A 19,284-nucleotide genomic window follows, 5' to 3' on the forward strand; every position below is an offset into this window, starting at 1 on the left:
CGCTCGGGAAGGTCGCGCCAGTGCGCACCTGAACGCAGAACCCACAAACACCCGTTCACGAACGATCGATTGTCGCTACCCGTCCGGCCCGGATCGCCGCCCTTCCCAGGGAGCAAGGGCGCGATCCTCGACCATTGCACCTCATTCAGTTCGTATCGTTTCACCGCCATCATAGGTCCCCGTGCTGAACACGGCGACCTATGAATCAGTCATCAACTGATTTGGGAATCCTGAATGTCGATCGGCCCTAGGACTTTGATTCTAGAGCATCTTATCCGCTTTCAATGATTCCACTTGAAAGCAGGATGCTCTAGCCGAAGAGCAAAAAGACGGCACCGATTGCCATGAGAACCAAACCGGGCCAGTTCCTTGCCAGCCCGAGAAAGCCCAAGCCTTGCTGCTCCGGCTCAAGCGTTGGTCCGGTTCCCTCCTGGCCAATTCCGTCCTGCCCAATTCCGTCCTGGCCAATTCCGTCGTACGAACGGGGCGACGGGTTGCTCAACTGTCGACGGCCGAGCGCCTCCCGCGCCATGAAGAGCATGCCGCAGACAAAGAGAAACACGCCAACCAGAATTGCCCACACGCGCGCCTCCTCCGGCGTTCATGGTTACCCGAAAGCACCGCGCGCCTCGCCAGACGCGCGAACGTCGCTCTCGATGCGCCTCAGACTTTACCGGTCAGCGGATGCGGCTTTGAGGCCGAACGATATTCATCTGCAGTTCGTGGCTCGATGCATACCTGCCGAGCACTTTGATCAGGCGCTTTTCCTCGGCTTTATGTATGCCCGTCCGCCTGCAATATTCTTCCACGTCCCAAACATGCCTGGCCCGAGACTTGTCGAGCGTCCTGATATCAGCATGTGTCATCCTTCGCCTCCCGGATATCGTCGAAAGAACGCCGGTAGCGAGGTTTGGTTCCACGCGCGGAGACTTGCCCGAGCGGGAGATCGAGCGCCTGGGTCTCACGAGTCGCTGTCATAGGCATGTCATCGAACGGTGATGTTTATCCGGTGCCTGAGTTCGTCGGAATGGCGCCGCGACTCGTCGCTGGATAGATGATGCTGAACTTGTTCGCCGCCGCCGGTGCATTCCTGGCCGTCAATGTGCTGAGCCTGATGATCGCGGGCTGGCGCATCCGGCCGCGTCTGGCCCCTCAGCCCGCGACGCTGCATCGACCTCCTGTCTCTGTCGTGATCCCGCTTTGCGGCGTCGAGGAATTTTCCCGGGAAACGCTCGATAGCGCGTTTCGCCTGGATTGGCCCGACTACGAGGTCATCTTCTGCACCGCCGACGCGGAGGACGCGGTGATCCCATTGGTCGAGGAAGCAGGTGAGCGCCACCCGGCCATTCCCGCAACAATTCTTGTTGGTGACGACCTGATCAGCGCCAATCCCAAGCTCAATAACTGCGTGAAAGGCTGGAAAGCGGCCTCGCATGAATGGGTGGTTCTCGCCGACTCGAATGTTCTCATGCCGCCCGATTATCTCATTCGCCTGATGGCTGCCTGGCAGCTGGATACCGGGCTGGTATGCTCGACCCCGCTTGGCTCACGTCCGCATGGATTTTGGGCGGAGGTTGAATGTGCGTTCCTCAACGCCCATCAGGCGCGCTGGCAATACGCCGGCGAAGCGCTCGGATTCGGGTTTGCGCAGGGCAAGAGCATGCTCTGGCGCAAAAGCATGCTGGATGCCAACGGCGGCATTCAGGCGCTGGCCTCGCAGATTGCCGAGGATGCGGCAGCAACGAAGCTTGTGAGAGGCCTCGGCCTGAAAGTGCGTCTGGTTTCTTCGCCGTTCGAACAGCCACTGGGTACCAGGACATTTCGCGAGGTGTGGGCACGGCAGTGCCGTTGGGCAAGGTTGCGACGCGTCACCTTTCCTCGCTTCTACTCGCCGGAAATCCTGCTCGGCCTGATGCCGCCACTGCTGCTGGCGCTGATCGCCGCTTTCGTTGCAGGTCGCAGCCTGTTGGCCATCACCGGTCTTGTCGCCGGTGCCAGCTACTTGCCGGAACTTGCCCTCGCCCAACGGAAGAACTGGCATATTTCGCGATGGTCGCTCATCGCGATGTTCACGCGCGATCTCTTGCTCCCGATAATATGGGTTCGAGGCTGGCTGGCGGGCAGCGCCGATTGGCGAGGTAACAGAATGTCAATCGGCTCGCATGAGTCCAGGCTCGAAGCAACCGCTCCCCGCCCGCTCGCAAGCACCCTTTAAATAGCGCTGATGGAAAGGCACCGCGCGACAAGTCAGGCCTCCCGAGCAACCGGCGCGAAAATGTATCCGTCTTGCGCGTGAGGCAGATCAGCAACGGTGATCTGCGGCATGATGATGGAAAGGACTCGCGTTTGCTGAAAATAGGCGTACCCTGCCTTCATCATCGGCTCGTTGTACGGGCGCCGATGCCTGGAAGATCATAGCGCTTTCGCCCCAAGTTAATGGAGTCTCGCGCTATGCCTCGTGTCCACCATCCACAATCCTTGCGCCGTGGCGAGATCGATCTGCTCGCCCTGTTGTTCGAGCAGCTGCTGGAGGAACGTCAACTACCCAACTGCGGCGAGCAGGCGGAAGAGCTTGCTACGCGGTTGTTCTCGATTTTCCAATCCGGCGAGCGAAACGTCGAACGGCTGAGAATGCTGACCATGCATTCCTGAAGGCGACCGGCAGCGGATCAGCCAGACATAAGGCAGACCGCAGGAAGGAAAAATCATGAGATCTTATGTTGGAAGCTTCGGATATCGGTTCAGACTGGTCGATTTTGCTATTAGGTCAACACCCGCTCTCTGCATTGGAATGATTGTTTTTATAACCCTTTACGACGTTCTTTGGTGATCGCGTCTTGAAAACGGAACCGGGCGGGTACCAAAGCACGCCATCCAGATTTTGGTGCGAAGCCGCTTCAATGCGCCTTGAAAAGGTGAGGTCGTGAAAAATATCCAGATCGCGCTCTTGGCCTTCGCCGGTATACTGGCCATGTTCGCAAATCGGGACACTGCCCGCGGTGAGGTGTCTATTGGGGCTGAGAGGCGTATAGAGCAGCTTTATCGGCTCGCAGAAGCAGACCGAAATGACAGCAATAAGGTACACGCCTTTTGCAGGACTCTCGCTCACCGCTATGAGCAGGAAGCTTTCAGTTACGCCATCGAGCACGAACTACGGACATGCAGCATGCTCGGTTTCGACAAACCGATCTACTGAAGCACACTGTTGCAGGAGTCCGTGTGAAAAATGAAGAGATCCGCAGCCCGCTGCAGTGAAGAATAGGCCCAGCTGCCTCACTCCCATCCCATCCTGAGCCATCTTCGACGTCCTGATGATGTCGGCAGGTGCAGACTCGCAGGTCACGACTCGTACTCTCTGAGCCTCTCATGAAGCTCATGCGAGGAACGCGTCCCGGATTGGTAGAGGTAAAAGATCTGGCTTGCGAGATGCTGCGCGCGGTCGCCTCGCCGCGACCAACCCCTGCGCACAAGTTCGTCGTCAAAGACCCTGCGCAGATGCACCAGTTGAGCCGGATACATGGGGGATCGCGTGTGTGGGAATTGAAGATCAAGCATTGCGCTTTCCCTTGCTAGGGCGAAAGCGTGACGAACTTCCGGTCATCGGCGCCCTTATCACTTGCCGATGATGAACCCAGTTTACGCCTATCTGCCGGAAGCGCGAGTCACTAGGGAATTCTGTTGCAACATGCGCAGCATGAAATTGGTCAAACAGACTCGACCGGAAGAGGCCTAACCGATGGAGATTGCTTCGGAATAGAATGGTGCCCGGAGGCGGATTTGAACCACCGACACGCGGATTTTCAATCCGCTGCTCTACCAACTGAGCTATCCGGGCATCCTGCCTTTGACGGCAGCGGCTCTCTTCAGAGCCATCGGGGCGGTCTCGTTCGCCCCGGAAGCGAGCGGGGTTATAACATCTTGTTCGGCCGTGTCCAGCACCAAATGACTCTTTTTTGAAAGGAATTTGGCATGCGGTGGAAAAGGCGAAAAAGTTAAGGCTATTCAGCAGGATCGCGCCGGGATGGCAACAATCTCGGGGCGCCCCGGGGCCGAAATCGACGGCGGCCGGCCGCTGCACGGGAACAGGGAGATGCGGCGGGGAACGAAGCACCAAGCGGACGCCTGAAGAGGCGTCAACGATCCTCGTCGTCCGCCTTCGACTCGTCATCGGCGACCGGAATGGCATAGGATCCGGAAAGCCAGCGATTGAGGTCGACGTTGCGGCAGCGCTCGGAACAGAATGGATAATGCTCGCGCGCCGACGGGCGGCCGCATTCCGGGCAGGGACGCGTCGCGCGCAGGGGTTCGACATTCGAACCGCTCTTCTTGCTTTCGCTGCTCAATTTTCTTCAGCCTTCCAGCCAACGATTGTGCACGTCATATCCTTCACCGATGAGAAGATTGACGGTTTCGTAGAGCGGCAAGCCTACCACATTGGTGTAGGAACCGACGAGCTTGACGACAAAACTCCCGGCAATGCCCTGGATAGCATAGCCACCCGCCTTGCCGCGCCACTGGCCTGAGGCCAGGTAGCTTTCGATATCGTGGCCGGAAAGGCGCTTGAAGCGCACCTTGGTGTCGATGACCTTCTGGCGGATGGTGCGGTCCGGGGTGACGAGACAAATGCCGGTATAGACACGATGGCTGCGGCCGGACAGAAGATGCAACGCGCTCGACGCCTCACTCACCAGCTCCGGCTTCGGCAGAATCCGGCGGCCGACGCAAACGACGGTGTCGGCAGCGAGAATGTAGCTGCCGTCCCAGCCCGGCTCTCCCTTGATCGCGGCCAGCGCCGCTTTCGCCTTCTCGGCCGACAGGCGCCGCGCCAGAGAGCGGGGATGCTCCGCACGCTTCGGGGTCTCGTCGAGATCCATCGGCAGCAGGCGCGCAGGCTCGATACCTGCCTGCGCCAGGAGCTCCACACGACGCGGCGACCCGGACGCCAGTATCAGTTTTTGGTTCACTGTCATCGAAGCGAGCCGTTGTTTCCCGGTTGGTAAGCGCTGCCGTCGCCGGGACCTACTTGAAGCGGTAGGTGATGCGGCCCTTCGTCAGATCGTAGGGGGTCATCTCGACGAGCACCTTGTCGCCGGCGAGAACGCGGATGCGGTTCTTGCGCATACGGCCGGCCGTATGAGCGATGATCTCATGCTCGTTTTCAAGCTTCACGCGGAAGGTCGCGTTGGGAAGCAATTCGGTGACCACGCCCGGAAATTCTAGGACTTCTTCTTTCGCCATGCAGGATTGTTCTTTCTCGTGTTCATTCCGGGATGCGCCACGCATCCCAGAAAAAGTTGCCGGAAACTACACAATCGGGGAGGATTTGTGAACCGCTTTGATCCGGCTTTTTCAGCAATTGTACGCCATGCCTCCTCGATCGATATCAATGCCGTTGCCCTTGCCCGGACCGGCACTGCTTTTTTGAGGGTCAGGCCTCCTTGCGGCGCGCGTGCTCGACAGCCAACCGGCTGCGGATCAGCGCCGCCAAATGATCGCGAACGGAGCGATAGGCCGCGACGATCTGCTCCCGCGTCCCCGTCGCAACCGTCGGATCCGGTGTCGGCCAATAGACGACATCGACGGCCATGGACCGCGTCAATTCAAGCGCCACGTGATGGGCCTCCGGCGCGAGCGTCACGATGATGTCGAAGTAATCGTCCTCGAGCTCATCGAGCGTGCGCGGCTGATGGCGGTCGATCGTCAGCCCGATCTCGGCGAGAACCACATCGACGAAGGGATCTCGCTCGCCATGCCGCACGCCGGCGGATGCGACGTAAGTCCCCTTCGGCAGGGTTGCCTTGGCGAGCGCTTCGGCCATCGGCGAGCGGATCGCATTCATGCCGCACATGAAGAGAACCGAACGGGGCGTCTTCGCTTGCGGTAAGGCGGTACCGGTCATATCGCCCCCGTCAACCACGCCAATAGAGCACACAGACCAGCGTGAAGAGCCGCCGCGCTGTGTCGAAGTCCAGCCTGATCTTACCGGACAGGCGATCCATCAGCGTCTGCGAGCCCTCGTTGTGAATACCGCGGCGACCCATGTCGATCGCCTCGATCTGGCTCGGCGTCGCCGATCGGATCGCGGCGTAATAGCTTTCGCAGATCATGAAATAATCCTTCACGATCCGCCGGAAGGGCGTCAGCGACAGGATGTGCGTAGCGACATCCTCTCCGCTATCCGTCGAAATCGCGAAGACGAGCTTCGAGTCAACCAGCGATAGGTTCAGCCGATAAGGACCACCGGGGTGCCCCGCGGGCTCGAAGAGATTTTCCTCGAGCAGATCGAAGATCGCAACCGCGCGTTCGTGCTCCACGTCCGGAGTCGAGCGGCCGATCGTTTCGTCCAGCACGACATCGCAGAGGCGCAGGTTGCGATCGGCCTTCATCCCTCGCCCCCGAGATTGAGGCGGATGGCGACCGAGCGGGCATGGGCCTCGAGGCCCTCCGACCGTGCGAGCGCGATGGCGGCCGGACCGAGCGCGCGCAGTTGATCCGCACCGAGGCGCAGGATCGAGGTCCGCTTCATGTAATCGAGCACGCCGAGGCCGGACGAGAAGCGTGCCGAGCGCGCCGTGGGCAGCACATGGTTGGAGCCTCCGACATAGTCGCCGATAACCTCCGGCGTGTGGCGGCCAATGAAGATGGCACCGGCATTGCGGATCTTCGGAACCATCGCATCCGCATCCGCCATCGCCAGCTCCAGGTGCTCGGCGGCGATGCGGTTGGCGAGCGGCACCGCCTTTTCGAGGTCCGGAACATGGATGATGGCGCCGAAATCACGCCAGCTTGCGGCGGCGGTTTCGGCACGCGGCAACGTCTTCAACTGCCGTTCGACCGCCGCTTCCACCGCGTCCCCGAAGGCCGCATCATCGGTGATCAGGATCGCCTGCGCGCCGGCGTCGTGCTCGGCCTGCGCCAGGAGGTCGGCGGCGATCCAGTCGGCGTCGTTTCCGCCGTCGGCAATCACCAGCACCTCCGACGGACCGGCGATCATGTCGATGCCGACGGTTCCGAAAACCTGTCGCTTGGCGGCTGCGACATAGGCGTTGCCCGGACCGACGATCTTGGCCACCGGCGCGATCGTCGCGGTGCCATAGGCAAGTGCGGCGACCGCCTGGGCGCCGCCGATACGGTAGATTTCCTCCACACCGGCGAGACGCGCCGCCGCAAGAACGGCCGGGTTGATCACGCCGCCGCTTGCGGGCACGACCATCACGATACGCGGCACGCCGGCAACCTTGGCAGGCAGCGCATTCATGAGAACCGAGCTCGGATAACTTGCCGTGCCGCCCGGCACGTAGAGCCCGACCGCCTCTATTGCCGTCCAGCGCGAGCCGAGCCCGACGCCCATCGCATCTTCGTAGACATCGTCCTTCGGCAACTGCCGGCGGTGATGCGCCTCGATCCGGGTTGCGGCAACCTTCAAGGCGCCGAGAACTTCGGGCGCGACCGCATCGATTGCCGCATCGATCTCGGCCGCGCTGACAGCCATCGCGGTCTTGGCGAAGTCGACGCCGTCAAAGCGAGCCGAATAGTCGGCCAACGCCGCATCGCCCCGCACGCGTACATCGTCGATGATGGCGCGTACGGCGGCATTGACGTCTTCCGAAACTTCCCGCTTGGTTGTCAAAAACGCGGCAAATGCCTGTTCGAAGCCGCTGTCGAGATAATTCAGCCTGATTGCCAATGCGAGATATCCTTCTGGTGATGACCGGGCAGCCGCTCAGGCGCCTTCGGGATGCCGGGGTCTGAAGGCGGTTTCCCACGCCCCACCCGTGTCGGCAAGCTGTACCTCGATACATTCTACATCGAGCATGATCGATGCCTCGCCAGCGAGCACCAGTTCGACCGTACCTTCCGGCCCCTCGCCTTTGACCGAGAAACGCAGGGCTAGGAGGTCGAGAACCGCGTCCGCATCCCCACGGTCGAAACCGAGCGAACGTACGGCCACCACACGCTTGAACGAGAGCACGGCCCGACGCCGCTCGAACCCGCGGCGCTTGCCTCCGGCATTTTCCCAGACGAACCGGTTGATAACCACGGAAAGCTGACCACGGCGGGCGTCATAGGAAATGCCCGCCACCTTGAAGACTGCGTCCTGCACATGCGCGGAGACGACGCCAAGGTCTTCCTCGTCGAGCGCCAGCAGCTTCAGAGCATCCATGCGATCCATCCTGTTATCAGGCGCCGTATTTTTGCGCCGCAATAGCAATGGACATAAGGCGTCGCGCCCGAAACCGCAACGGTTCCACGCGCATTACAGCAAGTCCAGGAAAAGTGTGTAGCGGTTTTCCGTCCGGACTTGCGTCGTTTCAACAGTTGACGCCACGAAACTGCGCGGGAAGTGGTTTTCCGCGCGCGCCCCCTCGTATCGGCCCGGCAATCTGGATAAGGCCGTTCCGCCGATAAGCTAGTCGCTGACACGCTCCACATGCGCACCGCAGCGGGTGAGCTTCGCTTCCAGGCGCTCGAAGCCGCGATCGAGATGGTAGACGCGCGAAACCATGGTTTCGCCCTCGGCCGCGAGCCCGGCAATGACGAGCGAGACGGAGGCGCGCAGATCGGTCGCCATCACCGGCGCGCCCTTCAACTGGCTCACGCCTTCGATCTTCGCAGTCTGGCCGGACAGCGAGATCTTCGCGCCGAGCCGCGCCAGCTCCTGCACATGCATGAAACGGTTTTCGAAGATCGTTTCCGTGATGTGGGAAACACCGCTCGATTTGGTCATCAGCCCCATGAACTGGGCCTGCAGGTCGGTCGGGAAGCCCGGGAAGGGATCGGTGACGATATCGACGGGCTTGATGCCGGCGCCGTTGCGGACGATGCGAATGCCGCTGTTGGTCTGGCTGATCTCCGCCCCCGCCCGCCGGATCGCTTCGAGCGCCGTATCGAGAAGCGCGGCATCGGTATCTTCGAGAATGACGTCACCGCCAGTCATCGCAACCGCCATGGCGTAGGTGCCGGTTTCGATCCGGTCCGGCAGCACGCGATGGCGCGCACCGGAAAGAGAGCGTACACCCTCGATGGTGATCGTGCTCGTGCCCTGCCCGCTGATCTTCGCGCCCATGGCATTGAGGCACTTGGCGAGATCGACGACCTCCGGTTCGCGCGCCGCATTGCCGAGCACCGTCGTGCCGTTGGCGAGGGTTGCCGCCATCATCAGCACATGCGTGGCGCCGACCGAAACCTTCGGGAACACGTAGCGCCCGCCGATGAGCCCGCCCGCTGGCGCCGTCGCGTTGACGTAGCCGCCGTCGATCTCGATATTGGCGCCGAGCGCAGTCAACCCCTCGATGAAGAGATCGACCGGCCTCGTGCCGATGGCGCAGCCGCCCGGCAGCGACACGCGCGCCTTGCCTTCACGGGCGAGCAGCGGCCCGATGACCCAGAAGCTGGCGCGCATCTTCGATACGAGCTCATAGGGAGCGGTGGTGTCGACGATGTTACGGCTCGTGAAATGGATCGTGCGGGCGTAGCTCTCGCCCTGGCGCTCGCGCCGGCCGTTGACGGAAATATCGGCGCCATGGTTGCCGAGGATGCGGATCAGTTGCTCGACGTCGGCCAGATGCGGAACGTTTTCCAGCGTCAGCGTATCGTCGGTGAGCAGCGATGCGATCATCAGCGGCAGGGCCGCATTCTTGGCGCCGGAGATGGGAATGACTCCGTGAAGTTCGTTGCCGCCTACAATCCTGATGCGATCCATGAGGCCTCTTGAACGGGCACGAGCCCGCCTTTCCATAAATTCAGTGTTGTTTGAAGGCGTCTCTTATTGGAGATGCCGTGAAATTAGAAGTGCCTTGAAATGCGGGTCTGCGGGCGACAACCGGGAATCCCGGAAGAATTCACGACAATCGTCCCCATCTCTGTCTAATCGTCCGATTCGTCCGTTTTTGCGGCAGGCAATCCGGATGCCTCGTCGGCGGCGCCCGCGCGGCGCGCGCGCATCTGCTGCTTGCGGCGTTGGAGATTGTCGCGCAAGTTTCTTGCCAGCCGCAACCGCTTGGCGTCCGCCTCCACACTGCGCCCGGCACCCTTTGCCGGCTTCGGCCCCTGCTGCCCCTGCTGCTTGTCGTCATCATCCTGCATGGCCATGCATTACCGCAAAATCGGGACCTTCGAAAGCATGAGGGCGATTTCTGAGGGATCGGGCCAAAAACTTCGAAATGCGGCTTGCGCTCGCCCCAAAGCTATGGCAATAGGCGCCTCGCTTGATGCGGCTTGTCACAAACCGGCCGCCGAAATGCTGCTATAGCTCAGGGGTAGAGCACTCCCTTGGTAAGGGAGAGGCCGAGAGTTCAAATCTCTCTAGCAGCACCAGCTATCCCCTTGAAATCGCTGAAGCCTTTGCATTTATAACGCTTTCTGTTCGCTCGTTATCCCGAAAGTGCTCCGCCCTTCCGCGATAACGAGACCGAACTTCGGGAGGCGCTTCGCGCTGACAGATGCCGGTTTCTTCCGCTACGAACAATTTGCGCCGGTCACGACGTTCACCCAGGCGTCCATCAGCCTCGGGTGTAGATCACGGAAGCGCCGCCCATCACCCGCGCAGCCCTGGCGCTTCCTGTCCGGTGCGCTCCACGTATTCGATGTAACCACCGCCATATTGATGGATCCCGTCCGGCGTTAGCTCCAGCACCCGGTTGGAGAGTGCCGACAGGAAGCGGCGGTCGTGTGAAACGAACAGCATGGTGCCCTCGTAGGCCGAGAGTGCCTTGATCAGCATCTCCTTCGTGTCGAGGTCGAGATGGTTGGTCGGCTCGTCGAGGACCAGGAAGTTTGGCGGGTCGAACAGCATCGCTGCCATCACCAACCGCGCCTTCTCGCCGCCGGAGAGCACCCGGCACCGCTTCTCGACGTCATCGCCGGAAAAGCCGAAGCAGCCGGCCAGCGCCCGGAGCGGCGCCTGCCCTGCCTTGGGAAAGCGTTCCTCCAGCCATTGCAGTATGGTGCTGTCGCCGTCGAGCAGGTCCATGGAATGCTGGGCGAAATAGCCGAGCTTGACGCTGGCGCCGAGCGACACGCTGCCCTTGTCCGGCGCGGTGGTGCCGGTGACGAGCTTCAGCAGTGTCGATTTTCCGGCGCCGTTTATACCCATGATGCACCAGCGTTCGCGCCGGCGCACCATGAAGTCGAGACCGCCATAGATCGTCCGGCTGCCATAGGCCTTATGGACGTTCTTGAGGTTGACCACGTCTTCGCCGGAGCGCGGAGCCGGCAGGAATTCAAAGGCGACCGTCTGGCGGCGGCGGGGCGGCTCGACGCGGTCGATCTTTTCAAGCTTCTTCACCCGGCTCTGAACCTGCGAGGCGTGCGAGGCGCGGGCCTTGAAGCGCTCGATGAACTTGATCTCCTTGGCGAGCATGGCCTGCTGGCGCTCGAACTGGGCCTGCTGTTGCCTCTCGTTCAGCGCCCGCTGCTCTTCATAGAAGCCATAATCGCCGGAATAGGTCGTCAGCGCGCCGCCGTCGATCTCGATGATCTTGGTGACGATGCGGTTCATGAACTCGCGGTCGTGGGACGTCATCAGCAGGGCGCCGTCATAACCTTTCAGGAAATCCTCCAGCCAGATCAGGCTTTCGAGATCGAGGTGGTTGCTCGGTTCGTCGAGCAGCATGATGTCCGGACGCATCAGCAGGATGCGGGCGAGCGCCACGCGCATCTTCCAGCCGCCCGACAGCTTGGCGACATCGCCGTCCATCATCTCCTGGCTGAAGCTCAGTCCCGCCAGAACCTCGCGGGCACGTCCCTCCAGTGCGTAGCCATCGAGCTCCTCGTAGCGCGCCTGCACCTCGCCATAGCGTTCGATGATCGCATCCATTTCATCCATGCGGTCCGGATCCGACATCGCCGCCTCTAGCTCGCGTAGTTCCGCCGCCACCGCGCTCACTGGCCCTGCCCCTTCCATCACCTCGGCGACGGCCGAGCGTCCGGCCATCTCGCCGACGTCTTGATCGAAATAGCCGATCGTCATGCCCTTCTCGACCGAGACCTGTCCCTCGTCGGGCAGTTCCTCGCCGGTGATCATCCGAAAGAGCGTCGTCTTTCCCGCCCCGTTCGGCCCGACGAGACCGATCTTCTCGCCGCGGTTCAACGCTGCCGAGGCTTCGATGTAGAGGATACGGTGACTGTTAGACTTGCTGATATTATCGATACGGATCATGGAGAAGACGGCCTGGTGGGGGTTGCGGGGCCCCCTATGCCACGGCTCGGTGCCGCTGTCACGCGAACCGGCATCCTTTGTCGTGAACGTTTGCCGCGCCGATTGACGAGTTGCCAGCATCGACCAAGGCTGCGCGAAGTATCAGGGCCATGGTCCAAGCGTCGGATTTCCGCTGCGTCAATCGTGATTTGGGTGTTCAGGCCGTGTACAATGGCCGTCCCGTCCGTGGGAGGACCGACCATGCGCATTCGCATATTGACTGTCCTTGTGGCGCTGGTTGCCGGCACCTGGCCATTTGCGCAGGCTCAGCAAAAAAGGCCAATGTCGATCGAGGTGTTTCCTTTCGAATTGGAGGACAAGAGCGCTGGGGCAGGAGTAATCGCCCCGGATGACTACGACAGGCGCTATCTGGTGGAATCGGCAAAAGTTGCGAAGGACATGCTCTCAAAGTCCGGGCGTTTTTCAGTAGTTGACGTGCCGGCGGAGAATGAACAGGCGGCTGCGCCGCACGGACTGAGGAATTGCGGGGGCTGTGAGGCCCCAATTGCCAAAGCGCACGGCGCGTCTCTTGCCTTGCTGGGTGTCGTAACACGCGTGAACCGAACGGAGCACACGATGTTCATTCGCATCCTTGACGCCGAAACCGGAAAGCAGGTTTCAGCGGGTTTTACCAATCTTCGCATGGGCGCGAACCATGCGTGGCCCCGCTCGGCGAAATGGCTGATGGCAAACCGAATTCTACAGTAGGCGCCGCCGCGGCTTCCTGGAGAAATCAGGCACACGCGGTTCTCCCGATGAGCAACATGCGGCGCGAAGAGCCTGCCAATTGCTACTCGGCATCGTTCAATCGCAGAAACCTCTACCAAACGCGCCGAACGTCGCTTAAGCTTCTCCTTATGGACGCTCAGAGATACGATCTGAAAGAGGAACCGGACGGCTCCTGGACGGTAATCGACAAGGAAACCGGACAGGCGGCGGAGCTGAACGGTGAACGGCTGGCGCACCTCGATATTCATCTGGCGAACGAATATCTGCCGCTGTTGAAACTCAGGGATACTGTTTCCGGCCTGATCAGGAAACCCGGTGACGAGGGGCCGGCCTGAAATCGGCGAGCTGTGCCAGAAGCTGGTCGCAGGTGAATTTCTTCCTGCCCATCAGATCCAGGATGCGGCGGGCAGCCTCATTGGCTTCCACACCATCCCTTCCGACGTTGTGCAGAGCGCACCAGACATCCAGCGCCCCGCGCATGACATCGACATCATCCGGTGAATAGGCTTGACGCACGAACCCCTCCCAAGGTGTACCTCAATGCATTCATCATGCGCATCATGGGACTTTTTGGGGCAAATTCAAGAAAATACTGAGGTACCCCAATAAGTCATACGATTGGCGGGTTTCCGGTGCCGTTTCGACACTTGGCCGCCTTTTGGAGCCCCCCTGCCAAGACCCGCCCAGCGCAGGAGCTTGCGCAGAAATCCGCCGTCGCGGCCCGTGAAATCAAAACCATCATCACCGCCTCCGCGGACGAGGTGGCGAATGGCGTTTCGCTCGTGCGGGCGGCAGGCGACGCGCTCAGGCGGATCTCCGGACAAATCCACGCCATCAACGACCAGATATCGGAGATCGCCACCGATGCGCGCGCCCAGGTGAGCGGCCTTCAGGACGTCAACGAAACCGTGCGCGAGCTCGACCGGATGACGCAGCAAAACAACGCGATGGTCGAAGAAAGCACGGCGATGACGCATCGGCTCTCGAACGAGGCGTCCGGCCTCGCGCAAGTCGTCTCGCAGTTCCGCATAGCCTTCGACCAGCCCACTGAGATCGGCTACGCTACCGGCACCGAATTCGTCCGCCGGCGCGCGTGATGGCCGCCACGGTGACCTTAACGCTAGATTAAGATTCTATTGCTAGATCTGACAATGCGATGATGGACAATCGCAATCCCTTCTTGAAACCGGCGCTTGCCGGTTTCTTTTTGTGGGGGCGAGTTCAGACCTTGACGGTCTGCTCGACGAAATCCTCGGTCCCGAAGAACTTCAGATAGCGCTGCACTTCCTTGGGGTCTCCGGTCGCCTTGCGCGGGTTGTCCGAAAGCTTGACCGCGGGCCGGCCATTGGCCTCGCTCACCTTGCAGACGATCGATATCGGGTTGAGGCCGCTGATTTCGGTCGGCGCGCAGCCGGCGAAATCATTGGTAAGGTTGGTTCCCCAGCCGAAACTCATGCGCACGCGACCCTCGAAGTGGCGATAGGTCTTGATGATCGTATCGACGTCGAGCCCGTCGGAAAAGATCAGCAGCTTTTCTCGCGGGTCGCGACCCATCTTCTTCCACCAGGCGATGATCTTCTCGCCGCCTTCGATCGGCGGCGCGCTATCCGGTCGAAAACCGGTCCAGTCCGCCACCCAATCCGGCGCGTCGCGCAGGAATGCCGCGGTCCCGAAGGAGTCCGGCAGCACGATCAGCAAATTGCCGCCATAGAGCTGGTTCCAGTCCTGCAGGACCTTGTAGGGGGCTGCGGCGAGCTCCTTGTCGTTACGCGCGAGCGCCGCCGCCACCATCGGCAGTTCGTGTGCATTGGTGCCGAGTGCCTCGAGATCGGTATCCATCGCAAGCAGGACATTGCTGGACCCCGAAAACGAGCCGCCGATCCCCTCCTTGAGTGCCTCGACGCACCATCGCTGCCAAAGAAAGCTGTGCCGGCGGCGCGTGCCGAAATCGGAAATGCGCAGGTCGGGATATTGCCGCAGCTGCTCGACCTTCGACCACATCTTGGCCTTGGCGCGCGCATAGAGCACGTCCAGCGTGAAGGGGCCGAGGCCTTTCATCGCGGCGCGCGAGCGCAGCTCATTGATGATCGCCAGCGCCGGAATCTCCCACATCGTCGTTTCGACCCAGCGGCCGCGAAAAGTCAGTTCGAACTGGCCGTCGCGGCGCGACAACTCATATTCGGGCAGGCGGAACTTGGCGAGCCAGGCGAGGAATTCCGGCAAGAAGATCTGCTTGCGCCCGTAGAACGTGTTACCGGCGAGCCAGATCATCTCTTTCTTGCTGAAGCGCAGGGTGCGCGCGTGATCGAGCTGGTCGCGCAGCTCCTGTTCGTCGATCTCGTCGGCAAGGCGCACGGTCTTGGTGCGGTTGATCAGCGAAAAGGTTGCGTCGACGTCCGGATAGAGCTGCCAGATCATCTGCAGCATCAGGAGCTTGTAGAAATCCGTATCCAAAAGGCTGCGGATGATCGGATCGAGCTTCCAGGTGTGGTTATAGACCCGCCGCGCGATATCGGTCTTTGGCATCTGCGACTACGCTCCTTCTGGATCACCGCTGCATGGTCCTTAAATCGAAGTCGATTCACGGAAAAAAACATGCAGCAATTCAAAGTGCTACAGCGAGCTTCGCGCGCCTGCAAGACACCTGGCGCTGTCGTGGAGCCGGCCAAGGAGGCCATCGCGATCGATTTCGCAGTTCGCAACGACCGCGCTTCGGGCGGCTAGTCAACGAATTGATGGCGTCACTCTTGTTTCTGACAAGGGCCGTTTTCTGACAAGGGCCGTATCTTCCGAGCCTGCGGGCCAGCACCGAGTGCAGGAACTGGCGGCTGTTCCCTCATTTCCAAGGCGGTGAGAACGCGGCCGCGTTATGCAGAGGGTGGCGGGTCCGGCGACCGTTTGGCTCCTCGTGCGGATTCTAGTCTATCCGTGGGCATCCGGGCTCGTTTGCAAAAATTACGCGATTGCGCTCTCCCCTACGCCCCGTCCCCCTCACCTCGATGGAGGATCTCGTCGTTCGCCCTATCCTGGGGCTCCGGAGATATCGGCGCGACAGATAAAGCGCCTCGCGTTTGCTACATAGGTATCCCTCACGGTAGCGCTCTCGGTAATATCGCCGCGGTCCATACTCATCATAGTATCGCGGGCGGTAGTCGTCGTAATAGCGCGGGCCGTCGGGACCGATGTAGAGTTCGAAGTCTTGGGAAAAACCGACCGTCGGTGCCATCATCGACGTGGCAACCATCGCGGCCGCGAGAAAGTGCCCAACTCGTATACCTGCCATCTCGGAGCTCCTCTCGTCATGACGTGCAATTATTGTAGAGCTTCAATGATGAATGCAGGCAGAACGTTCCTATCGGGCGTATCCGATGCTGCAAGACAATAACGGCACCCTGCAATCGAATTGACGGCTACAGCTTGGGACAGAGCCTTGGCCCCTAGACTAGATCAGCTTAACCCCCGCATCGCGCATGCGCCCAGTCATCGCGGCAAGCGATCCGTTCAGATCGATGCCGCGACAGGCGTCAAGCACAACGGAGGTCGAAAAGCCCTGAGCGACCGCATCGAGCGCTGAAAAGGCGACGCAGAAATCGGTCGCAAGACCACAGAGCGAGACCTTGGAGATGCCACGCTCGCGCAGGTAACCGGCAAGGCCGGTGGGGGTCCGGTGATCGTTCTCGAAAAAGGCGGAATAGCTGTCGATTTCGCTGCGGAATCCTTTGCGGACCACCAGCTCGGCCGTCGTCCACTCGAGATCCGGATGGAATTCAGCGCCCGGGCTGCCCTGAACGCAATGATCGGGCCAGAGCGTCTGGTCGCCGTAGGGCATGGTGACCGTGGCAAACGGTGTCTTGCCGGGATGGCTCGATGCGAAACTGGAATGGCCGGCCGGGTGCCAGTCCTGCGTAAGGACGACATGGGCCGACTGCTGGATGAGGCGATTGACGATGGGCACGATTTCATCGCCGCCCGCAACGGCAAGGGCACCGCCGGGGCAGAAATCGTTCTGCACATCGATGACGATCAAGGCTTCCTTAGCCATGGGACCTCCTCGCGATCCAGCCGGACCGCACCGCCCATCGACAAAATCGATTTAAACCGAAGATCAATCACAGAATTTGCTCGGCAGCAAGCAGGTTCGCTTGCCGCCGAACTCCGTCAGTTCTGCAGATCGTCCAAGTTGTCCGCGATGTTGACGCCGGTATTCGCGATGCCGATCGGCCGCGCGATGAACTCGAGGAATTTCGAAATATCGACGGAGGGATGACGCGAAGCATAGATCACGTCACGATTCTTGATCGGGAAGGTCTGACCGACGATCAGGCTATCCGGATTGGTCATGTTGAAACGATAGACGATCGGATAGCGCCCGACGCTGTCGGGCTTCATCCCCTTGCTCAGCATCGTGTTGAACCGCTCGCGCCCAAGCAGGCTCATGACGATATCCGGCTCTTCGTAACGGAATACGAAATAGCCCTTGGCATCGACAGTGCGGTCCGAGCCGCCGCCCGCAAGCGCTACGGCTTCGAGCAGGTTCAAGTCATTGGCGCCGAACTCGACGCGCTGGTTCGCCCTGACCTGGCCAAGGATCGTGAATGTCCGCGGATCCCGGGTCACGAAGACCTGGTCGCCCGGCTTGACATGAATATTTTCCGACGGGTTTTCGATGATCGATTTCAGCAGGACCGTTCCGGTCTTCTTGCCGCGCACAAGCGTGACATAGGTCTCGTAAGGCTGCGCCGACGGACCGCCGGCCTTCGCGATGACTTCGTTGATCGACTCGCTGACGAGGTTCAACGGCACGACGGACGGACGGCCGACTGCGCCGGAGACGGTGACGATGCGCGATGCCGTGGACGTGCTCGTCACGATGACATCGGGCTCCACGGCCTTCTGCTTCAGTGCTTCGAGAATTGCCTGGCGCGCCTGTTCCAGCGTCAGGCCGGCAAAGCGAACCGGACCGACATAGGGAATGGCCGCCTTGCCGTCAGGCTGAACAACCAGATCGATGTTGGTCTGCTTCGATTCCGTTGTGGAAAACAGCCCGTCGCTGCCTGCCTCGAAGATCGATATTTTCAGCTGGTCACCGACGCCGATGACCACCTGACCGACGCCGCCGCCAATGCCGAAGCGCCGGCTGAGCGTCGTGGAAACATAGTCCGAGACCAACCGTGCCGATTGGCCATCAACGTCGACAATGTCAAAGACGGTCGCATTCCTTCTGCCGATCTGCGCACCGGACTGGCCGGCATCCGCGACGATATCGGTTGTGAGAGGGCCTTCTCCCGGCACGGCCTGACATCCCGCAAGCGCGGTGCAAAGCAGAAGGGCAGTCACTCGTTTCACTACGATACTCCGTATTCGGCACAGCGATGATTCTGCTTACAGATCTGCGCCGTATGTTTTCCCGGCAGGGAATCCGCCGGTCACTGCAAAGCACAATCGCCGTGCCACAACAAGCCACCTCACCACCCAGGCAACCAAAATATTCGGCACTGCGCCTTTCCGGTCATACCTTCTCGACATTGTTTACGATCCGTCGCGGTAATTGTCTGGATGGGGCCTTGCAACCTGTGTATCTAAGCCTTTGGGGTTGAAAGCTAGGTACTTTGAGTTAAAAGCTCACTAATACAGCGGGGACGGCTAGACGAAGAAAATCGGGGAAAATAACAAATCGGTAATCTACCCAATTGCAATTTACGTTTGGCACGGCAATTGGCTAGGACAATTTTAACGGCAGTTTAGAGCGTTCGATCATACATGACTGTTGAAATCATAGGGCGTGCATGCCTTGCCCCCGGAGCGAAATCGCCTGAGGCGCTGTTCAAGGTTCTTCGTCAGGGCAAATGCACCGTATCCAGTGTTCCTTCGGACCGCTGGGATTTGGCGCGCTTTTGGCATCCGGTCATGGGCGTGCAGGGAAAGACCTATTCTTTTGCGGCCGGCGTGCTCGATCAAATCTATGATTTCGATCCCGCAGTCTTTGGCATGTCTCAGCGGGAAGCCATGTACATGGACCCGCAGCAGCGCGTGCTGTTGCAGCTCGCCTGGCGCGCGCTTGAAGACGCCAATATTTCCGTTGCAGCCCTCCATGGCGAGAATGTCGGCGTCTATGTCGGCGCGTCGAGCCTCGACCACGCCAACCTGACCGTCGAAGATCCGGCCGCGGCCGGCCCCTATTTCATGACCGGCAACACGCTGTCGATCGTCTCCAACCGCATTTCCCACATCTTCGGGTTGAGCGGGCCGAGCATGACGGTGGATACCGCCTGTTCCTCCTCGCTGGTGGCGCTCGATCAGGCGATGCGGGCTCTCAACGCCGGCGAGATCGACACCGCGATCGTCGGCGTTGAGAG

At 60.5% G+C, this 19,284-nt stretch carries 25 protein-coding genes and 2 tRNA genes; 8 read left to right on the top strand and 19 right to left on the bottom strand.

Features of this window, described 5'->3' with window-relative positions:
* The 3 genes from QN222_RS24740 to QN222_RS24750 form a co-directional block, all read right to left on the bottom strand.
* Window positions 1–170 (bottom strand): transposase (locus QN222_RS24740; protein WP_283961941.1); only part of this gene is annotated, 170 nt, incomplete at its 3' end.
* 140 nt (window positions 171–310) lie between these two features.
* Window positions 311–583, bottom strand: coding sequence for a hypothetical protein (locus QN222_RS24745; RefSeq protein ID WP_283961880.1), 273 nt, complete (start codon window positions 581–583; stop codon window positions 311–313).
* 94 nt (window positions 584–677) lie between these two features.
* Window positions 678–866, bottom strand: coding sequence for a hypothetical protein (locus tag QN222_RS24750; RefSeq protein WP_283961881.1), 189 nt, complete (start codon window positions 864–866; stop codon window positions 678–680).
* Window positions 867–1,057: 191 nt separating this feature from the next.
* Here QN222_RS24750 and QN222_RS24755 point away from each other — a divergent pair, with 191 nt between their 5' ends.
* Together QN222_RS24755 and QN222_RS24760 are read left to right on the top strand one after the other, a co-directional pair.
* Entirely contained in the window at window positions 1,058–2,215 is a 1,158-nt protein-coding gene (locus QN222_RS24755; protein ID WP_283961882.1) for a ceramide glucosyltransferase, read from the top strand.
* 236 nt (window positions 2,216–2,451) lie between these two features.
* Window positions 2,452–2,652 carry a hypothetical protein gene (locus QN222_RS24760; RefSeq protein ID WP_283961883.1) on the top strand — a complete coding sequence of 67 codons (201 nt, stop codon included), beginning with the start codon at window positions 2,452–2,454 and terminating at the stop codon, window positions 2,650–2,652.
* 115 nt (window positions 2,653–2,767) lie between these two features.
* On the opposite strand, the gene QN222_RS24765 is transcribed toward QN222_RS24760, so the two are convergent.
* The 11 genes from QN222_RS24765 to QN222_RS24815 all read right to left on the bottom strand — a co-directional run bounded on the left by QN222_RS24765 (window position 2,768) and on the right by QN222_RS24815 (window position 10,092).
* The gene (locus QN222_RS24765; RefSeq protein ID WP_283961944.1) at window positions 2,768–3,148 is read right to left on the bottom strand and encodes a hypothetical protein; all 381 of its coding nucleotides are present in this window, start codon (window positions 3,146–3,148) and stop codon (window positions 2,768–2,770) included.
* 611 nt (window positions 3,149–3,759) lie between these two features.
* Window positions 3,760–3,835, bottom strand: a tRNA-Phe gene (locus QN222_RS24770).
* Between the two features lie 298 nt (window positions 3,836–4,133).
* Window positions 4,134–4,343: a DNA gyrase inhibitor YacG gene (yacG, locus tag QN222_RS24775; protein ID WP_283961884.1), complete on the bottom strand. Its 210-nt coding sequence runs from the start codon at window positions 4,341–4,343 to the stop codon at window positions 4,134–4,136.
* 6 nt (window positions 4,344–4,349) lie between these two features.
* Window positions 4,350–4,970 carry a Maf-like protein gene (locus QN222_RS24780; protein ID WP_283961885.1) on the bottom strand — a complete coding sequence of 207 codons (621 nt, stop codon included), beginning with the start codon at window positions 4,968–4,970 and terminating at the stop codon, window positions 4,350–4,352.
* Between the two features lie 49 nt (window positions 4,971–5,019).
* The gene (gene infA, locus QN222_RS24785) at window positions 5,020–5,238 is read right to left on the bottom strand and encodes a translation initiation factor IF-1 (protein ID WP_004435948.1); all 219 of its coding nucleotides are present in this window, start codon (window positions 5,236–5,238) and stop codon (window positions 5,020–5,022) included.
* A 190-nt stretch (window positions 5,239–5,428) separates the two neighbouring features.
* Window positions 5,429–5,899, bottom strand: a complete 471-nt coding sequence (locus QN222_RS24790; protein WP_283961886.1) for a low molecular weight phosphatase family protein — start codon at window positions 5,897–5,899, stop codon at window positions 5,429–5,431.
* Window positions 5,900–5,909: 10 nt separating this feature from the next.
* Window positions 5,910–6,386: a UPF0262 family protein gene (locus QN222_RS24795; RefSeq protein WP_283961887.1), complete on the bottom strand. Its 477-nt coding sequence runs from the start codon at window positions 6,384–6,386 to the stop codon at window positions 5,910–5,912.
* Window positions 6,383–7,687, bottom strand: a complete 1,305-nt coding sequence (gene hisD / locus QN222_RS24800; protein WP_283961888.1) for a histidinol dehydrogenase — start codon at window positions 7,685–7,687, stop codon at window positions 6,383–6,385. Before hisD ends, QN222_RS24795 begins: the two co-directional genes overlap by 4 nt.
* A gap of 36 nt (window positions 7,688–7,723) precedes the next feature.
* A complete protein-coding gene (locus tag QN222_RS24805; protein WP_283961889.1) occupies window positions 7,724–8,164 on the bottom strand; it encodes a DUF2948 family protein in 441 nt (146 codons plus the stop codon).
* A gap of 246 nt (window positions 8,165–8,410) precedes the next feature.
* Entirely contained in the window at window positions 8,411–9,703 is a 1,293-nt protein-coding gene (gene murA, locus QN222_RS24810) for a UDP-N-acetylglucosamine 1-carboxyvinyltransferase (protein ID WP_283961890.1), read from the bottom strand.
* Window positions 9,704–9,867: 164 nt separating this feature from the next.
* Entirely contained in the window at window positions 9,868–10,092 is a 225-nt protein-coding gene (locus QN222_RS24815; RefSeq protein WP_283961891.1) for a hypothetical protein, read from the bottom strand.
* Window positions 10,093–10,242: 150 nt separating this feature from the next.
* On the opposite strand from QN222_RS24815, the gene QN222_RS24820 reads away from it, so the two are divergent.
* Window positions 10,243–10,317: transfer RNA gene (locus tag QN222_RS24820), tRNA-Thr, on the top strand.
* 220 nt (window positions 10,318–10,537) lie between these two features.
* On the opposite strand, the gene QN222_RS24825 is transcribed toward QN222_RS24820, so the two are convergent.
* Window positions 10,538–12,160, bottom strand: coding sequence for an ABC-F family ATP-binding cassette domain-containing protein (locus tag QN222_RS24825; protein ID WP_283961892.1), 1,623 nt, complete (start codon window positions 12,158–12,160; stop codon window positions 10,538–10,540).
* Window positions 12,161–12,400: 240 nt separating this feature from the next.
* Here QN222_RS24825 and QN222_RS24830 point away from each other — a divergent pair, with 240 nt between their 5' ends.
* Window positions 12,401–12,907 carry a DUF2380 domain-containing protein gene (locus tag QN222_RS24830; RefSeq protein WP_283961893.1) on the top strand — a complete coding sequence of 169 codons (507 nt, stop codon included), beginning with the start codon at window positions 12,401–12,403 and terminating at the stop codon, window positions 12,905–12,907.
* Between the two features lie 149 nt (window positions 12,908–13,056).
* Window positions 13,057–13,263: a hypothetical protein gene (locus QN222_RS24835; protein ID WP_283961894.1), complete on the top strand. Its 207-nt coding sequence runs from the start codon at window positions 13,057–13,059 to the stop codon at window positions 13,261–13,263.
* Here QN222_RS24835 and QN222_RS24840 read toward each other — a convergent pair.
* Complete coding sequence (locus QN222_RS24840; protein WP_283961895.1) at window positions 13,232–13,444, bottom strand: hypothetical protein; 213 nt, start codon at window positions 13,442–13,444, stop codon at window positions 13,232–13,234. The two genes, QN222_RS24835 and QN222_RS24840, sit on opposite strands and share 32 nt — an antisense overlap.
* 131 nt (window positions 13,445–13,575) lie before the next feature.
* Between QN222_RS24840 and QN222_RS24845 the strand changes: the two genes are divergently transcribed.
* Window positions 13,576–14,025 carry a methyl-accepting chemotaxis protein gene (locus QN222_RS24845; protein WP_284005636.1) on the top strand — a complete coding sequence of 150 codons (450 nt, stop codon included), beginning with the start codon at window positions 13,576–13,578 and terminating at the stop codon, window positions 14,023–14,025.
* A gap of 124 nt (window positions 14,026–14,149) precedes the next feature.
* Here the strand turns inward: QN222_RS24845 and pncB are convergent, their stop codons facing one another.
* The gene (pncB, locus tag QN222_RS24850) at window positions 14,150–15,454 is read right to left on the bottom strand and encodes a nicotinate phosphoribosyltransferase (RefSeq protein ID WP_283961897.1); all 1,305 of its coding nucleotides are present in this window, start codon (window positions 15,452–15,454) and stop codon (window positions 14,150–14,152) included.
* Between the two features lie 69 nt (window positions 15,455–15,523).
* Here pncB and QN222_RS24855 point away from each other — a divergent pair, with 69 nt between their 5' ends.
* Window positions 15,524–15,652, top strand: coding sequence for a hypothetical protein (locus QN222_RS24855; protein WP_283961898.1), 129 nt, complete (start codon window positions 15,524–15,526; stop codon window positions 15,650–15,652).
* A gap of 718 nt (window positions 15,653–16,370) precedes the next feature.
* On the opposite strand, the gene pncA is transcribed toward QN222_RS24855, so the two are convergent.
* Together pncA and QN222_RS24865 are read right to left on the bottom strand one after the other, a co-directional pair.
* The gene (gene pncA / locus QN222_RS24860) at window positions 16,371–16,970 is read right to left on the bottom strand and encodes a bifunctional nicotinamidase/pyrazinamidase (protein ID WP_283961899.1); all 600 of its coding nucleotides are present in this window, start codon (window positions 16,968–16,970) and stop codon (window positions 16,371–16,373) included.
* A gap of 116 nt (window positions 16,971–17,086) precedes the next feature.
* Entirely contained in the window at window positions 17,087–18,274 is a 1,188-nt protein-coding gene (locus QN222_RS24865; RefSeq protein WP_283961900.1) for a polysaccharide biosynthesis/export family protein, read from the bottom strand.
* Between the two features lie 414 nt (window positions 18,275–18,688).
* On the opposite strand from QN222_RS24865, the gene QN222_RS24870 reads away from it, so the two are divergent.
* Window positions 18,689–19,284, top strand: a 596-nt coding sequence (locus tag QN222_RS24870) for a polyketide synthase (RefSeq protein ID WP_284005637.1), incomplete at its 3' end; no start/stop codon positions are given.

Origin of the sequence: Sinorhizobium sp. 6-70, assembly GCF_030124375.1 — a bacterium.
Lineage (GTDB): Bacteria > Pseudomonadota > Alphaproteobacteria > Rhizobiales > Rhizobiaceae > Sinorhizobium.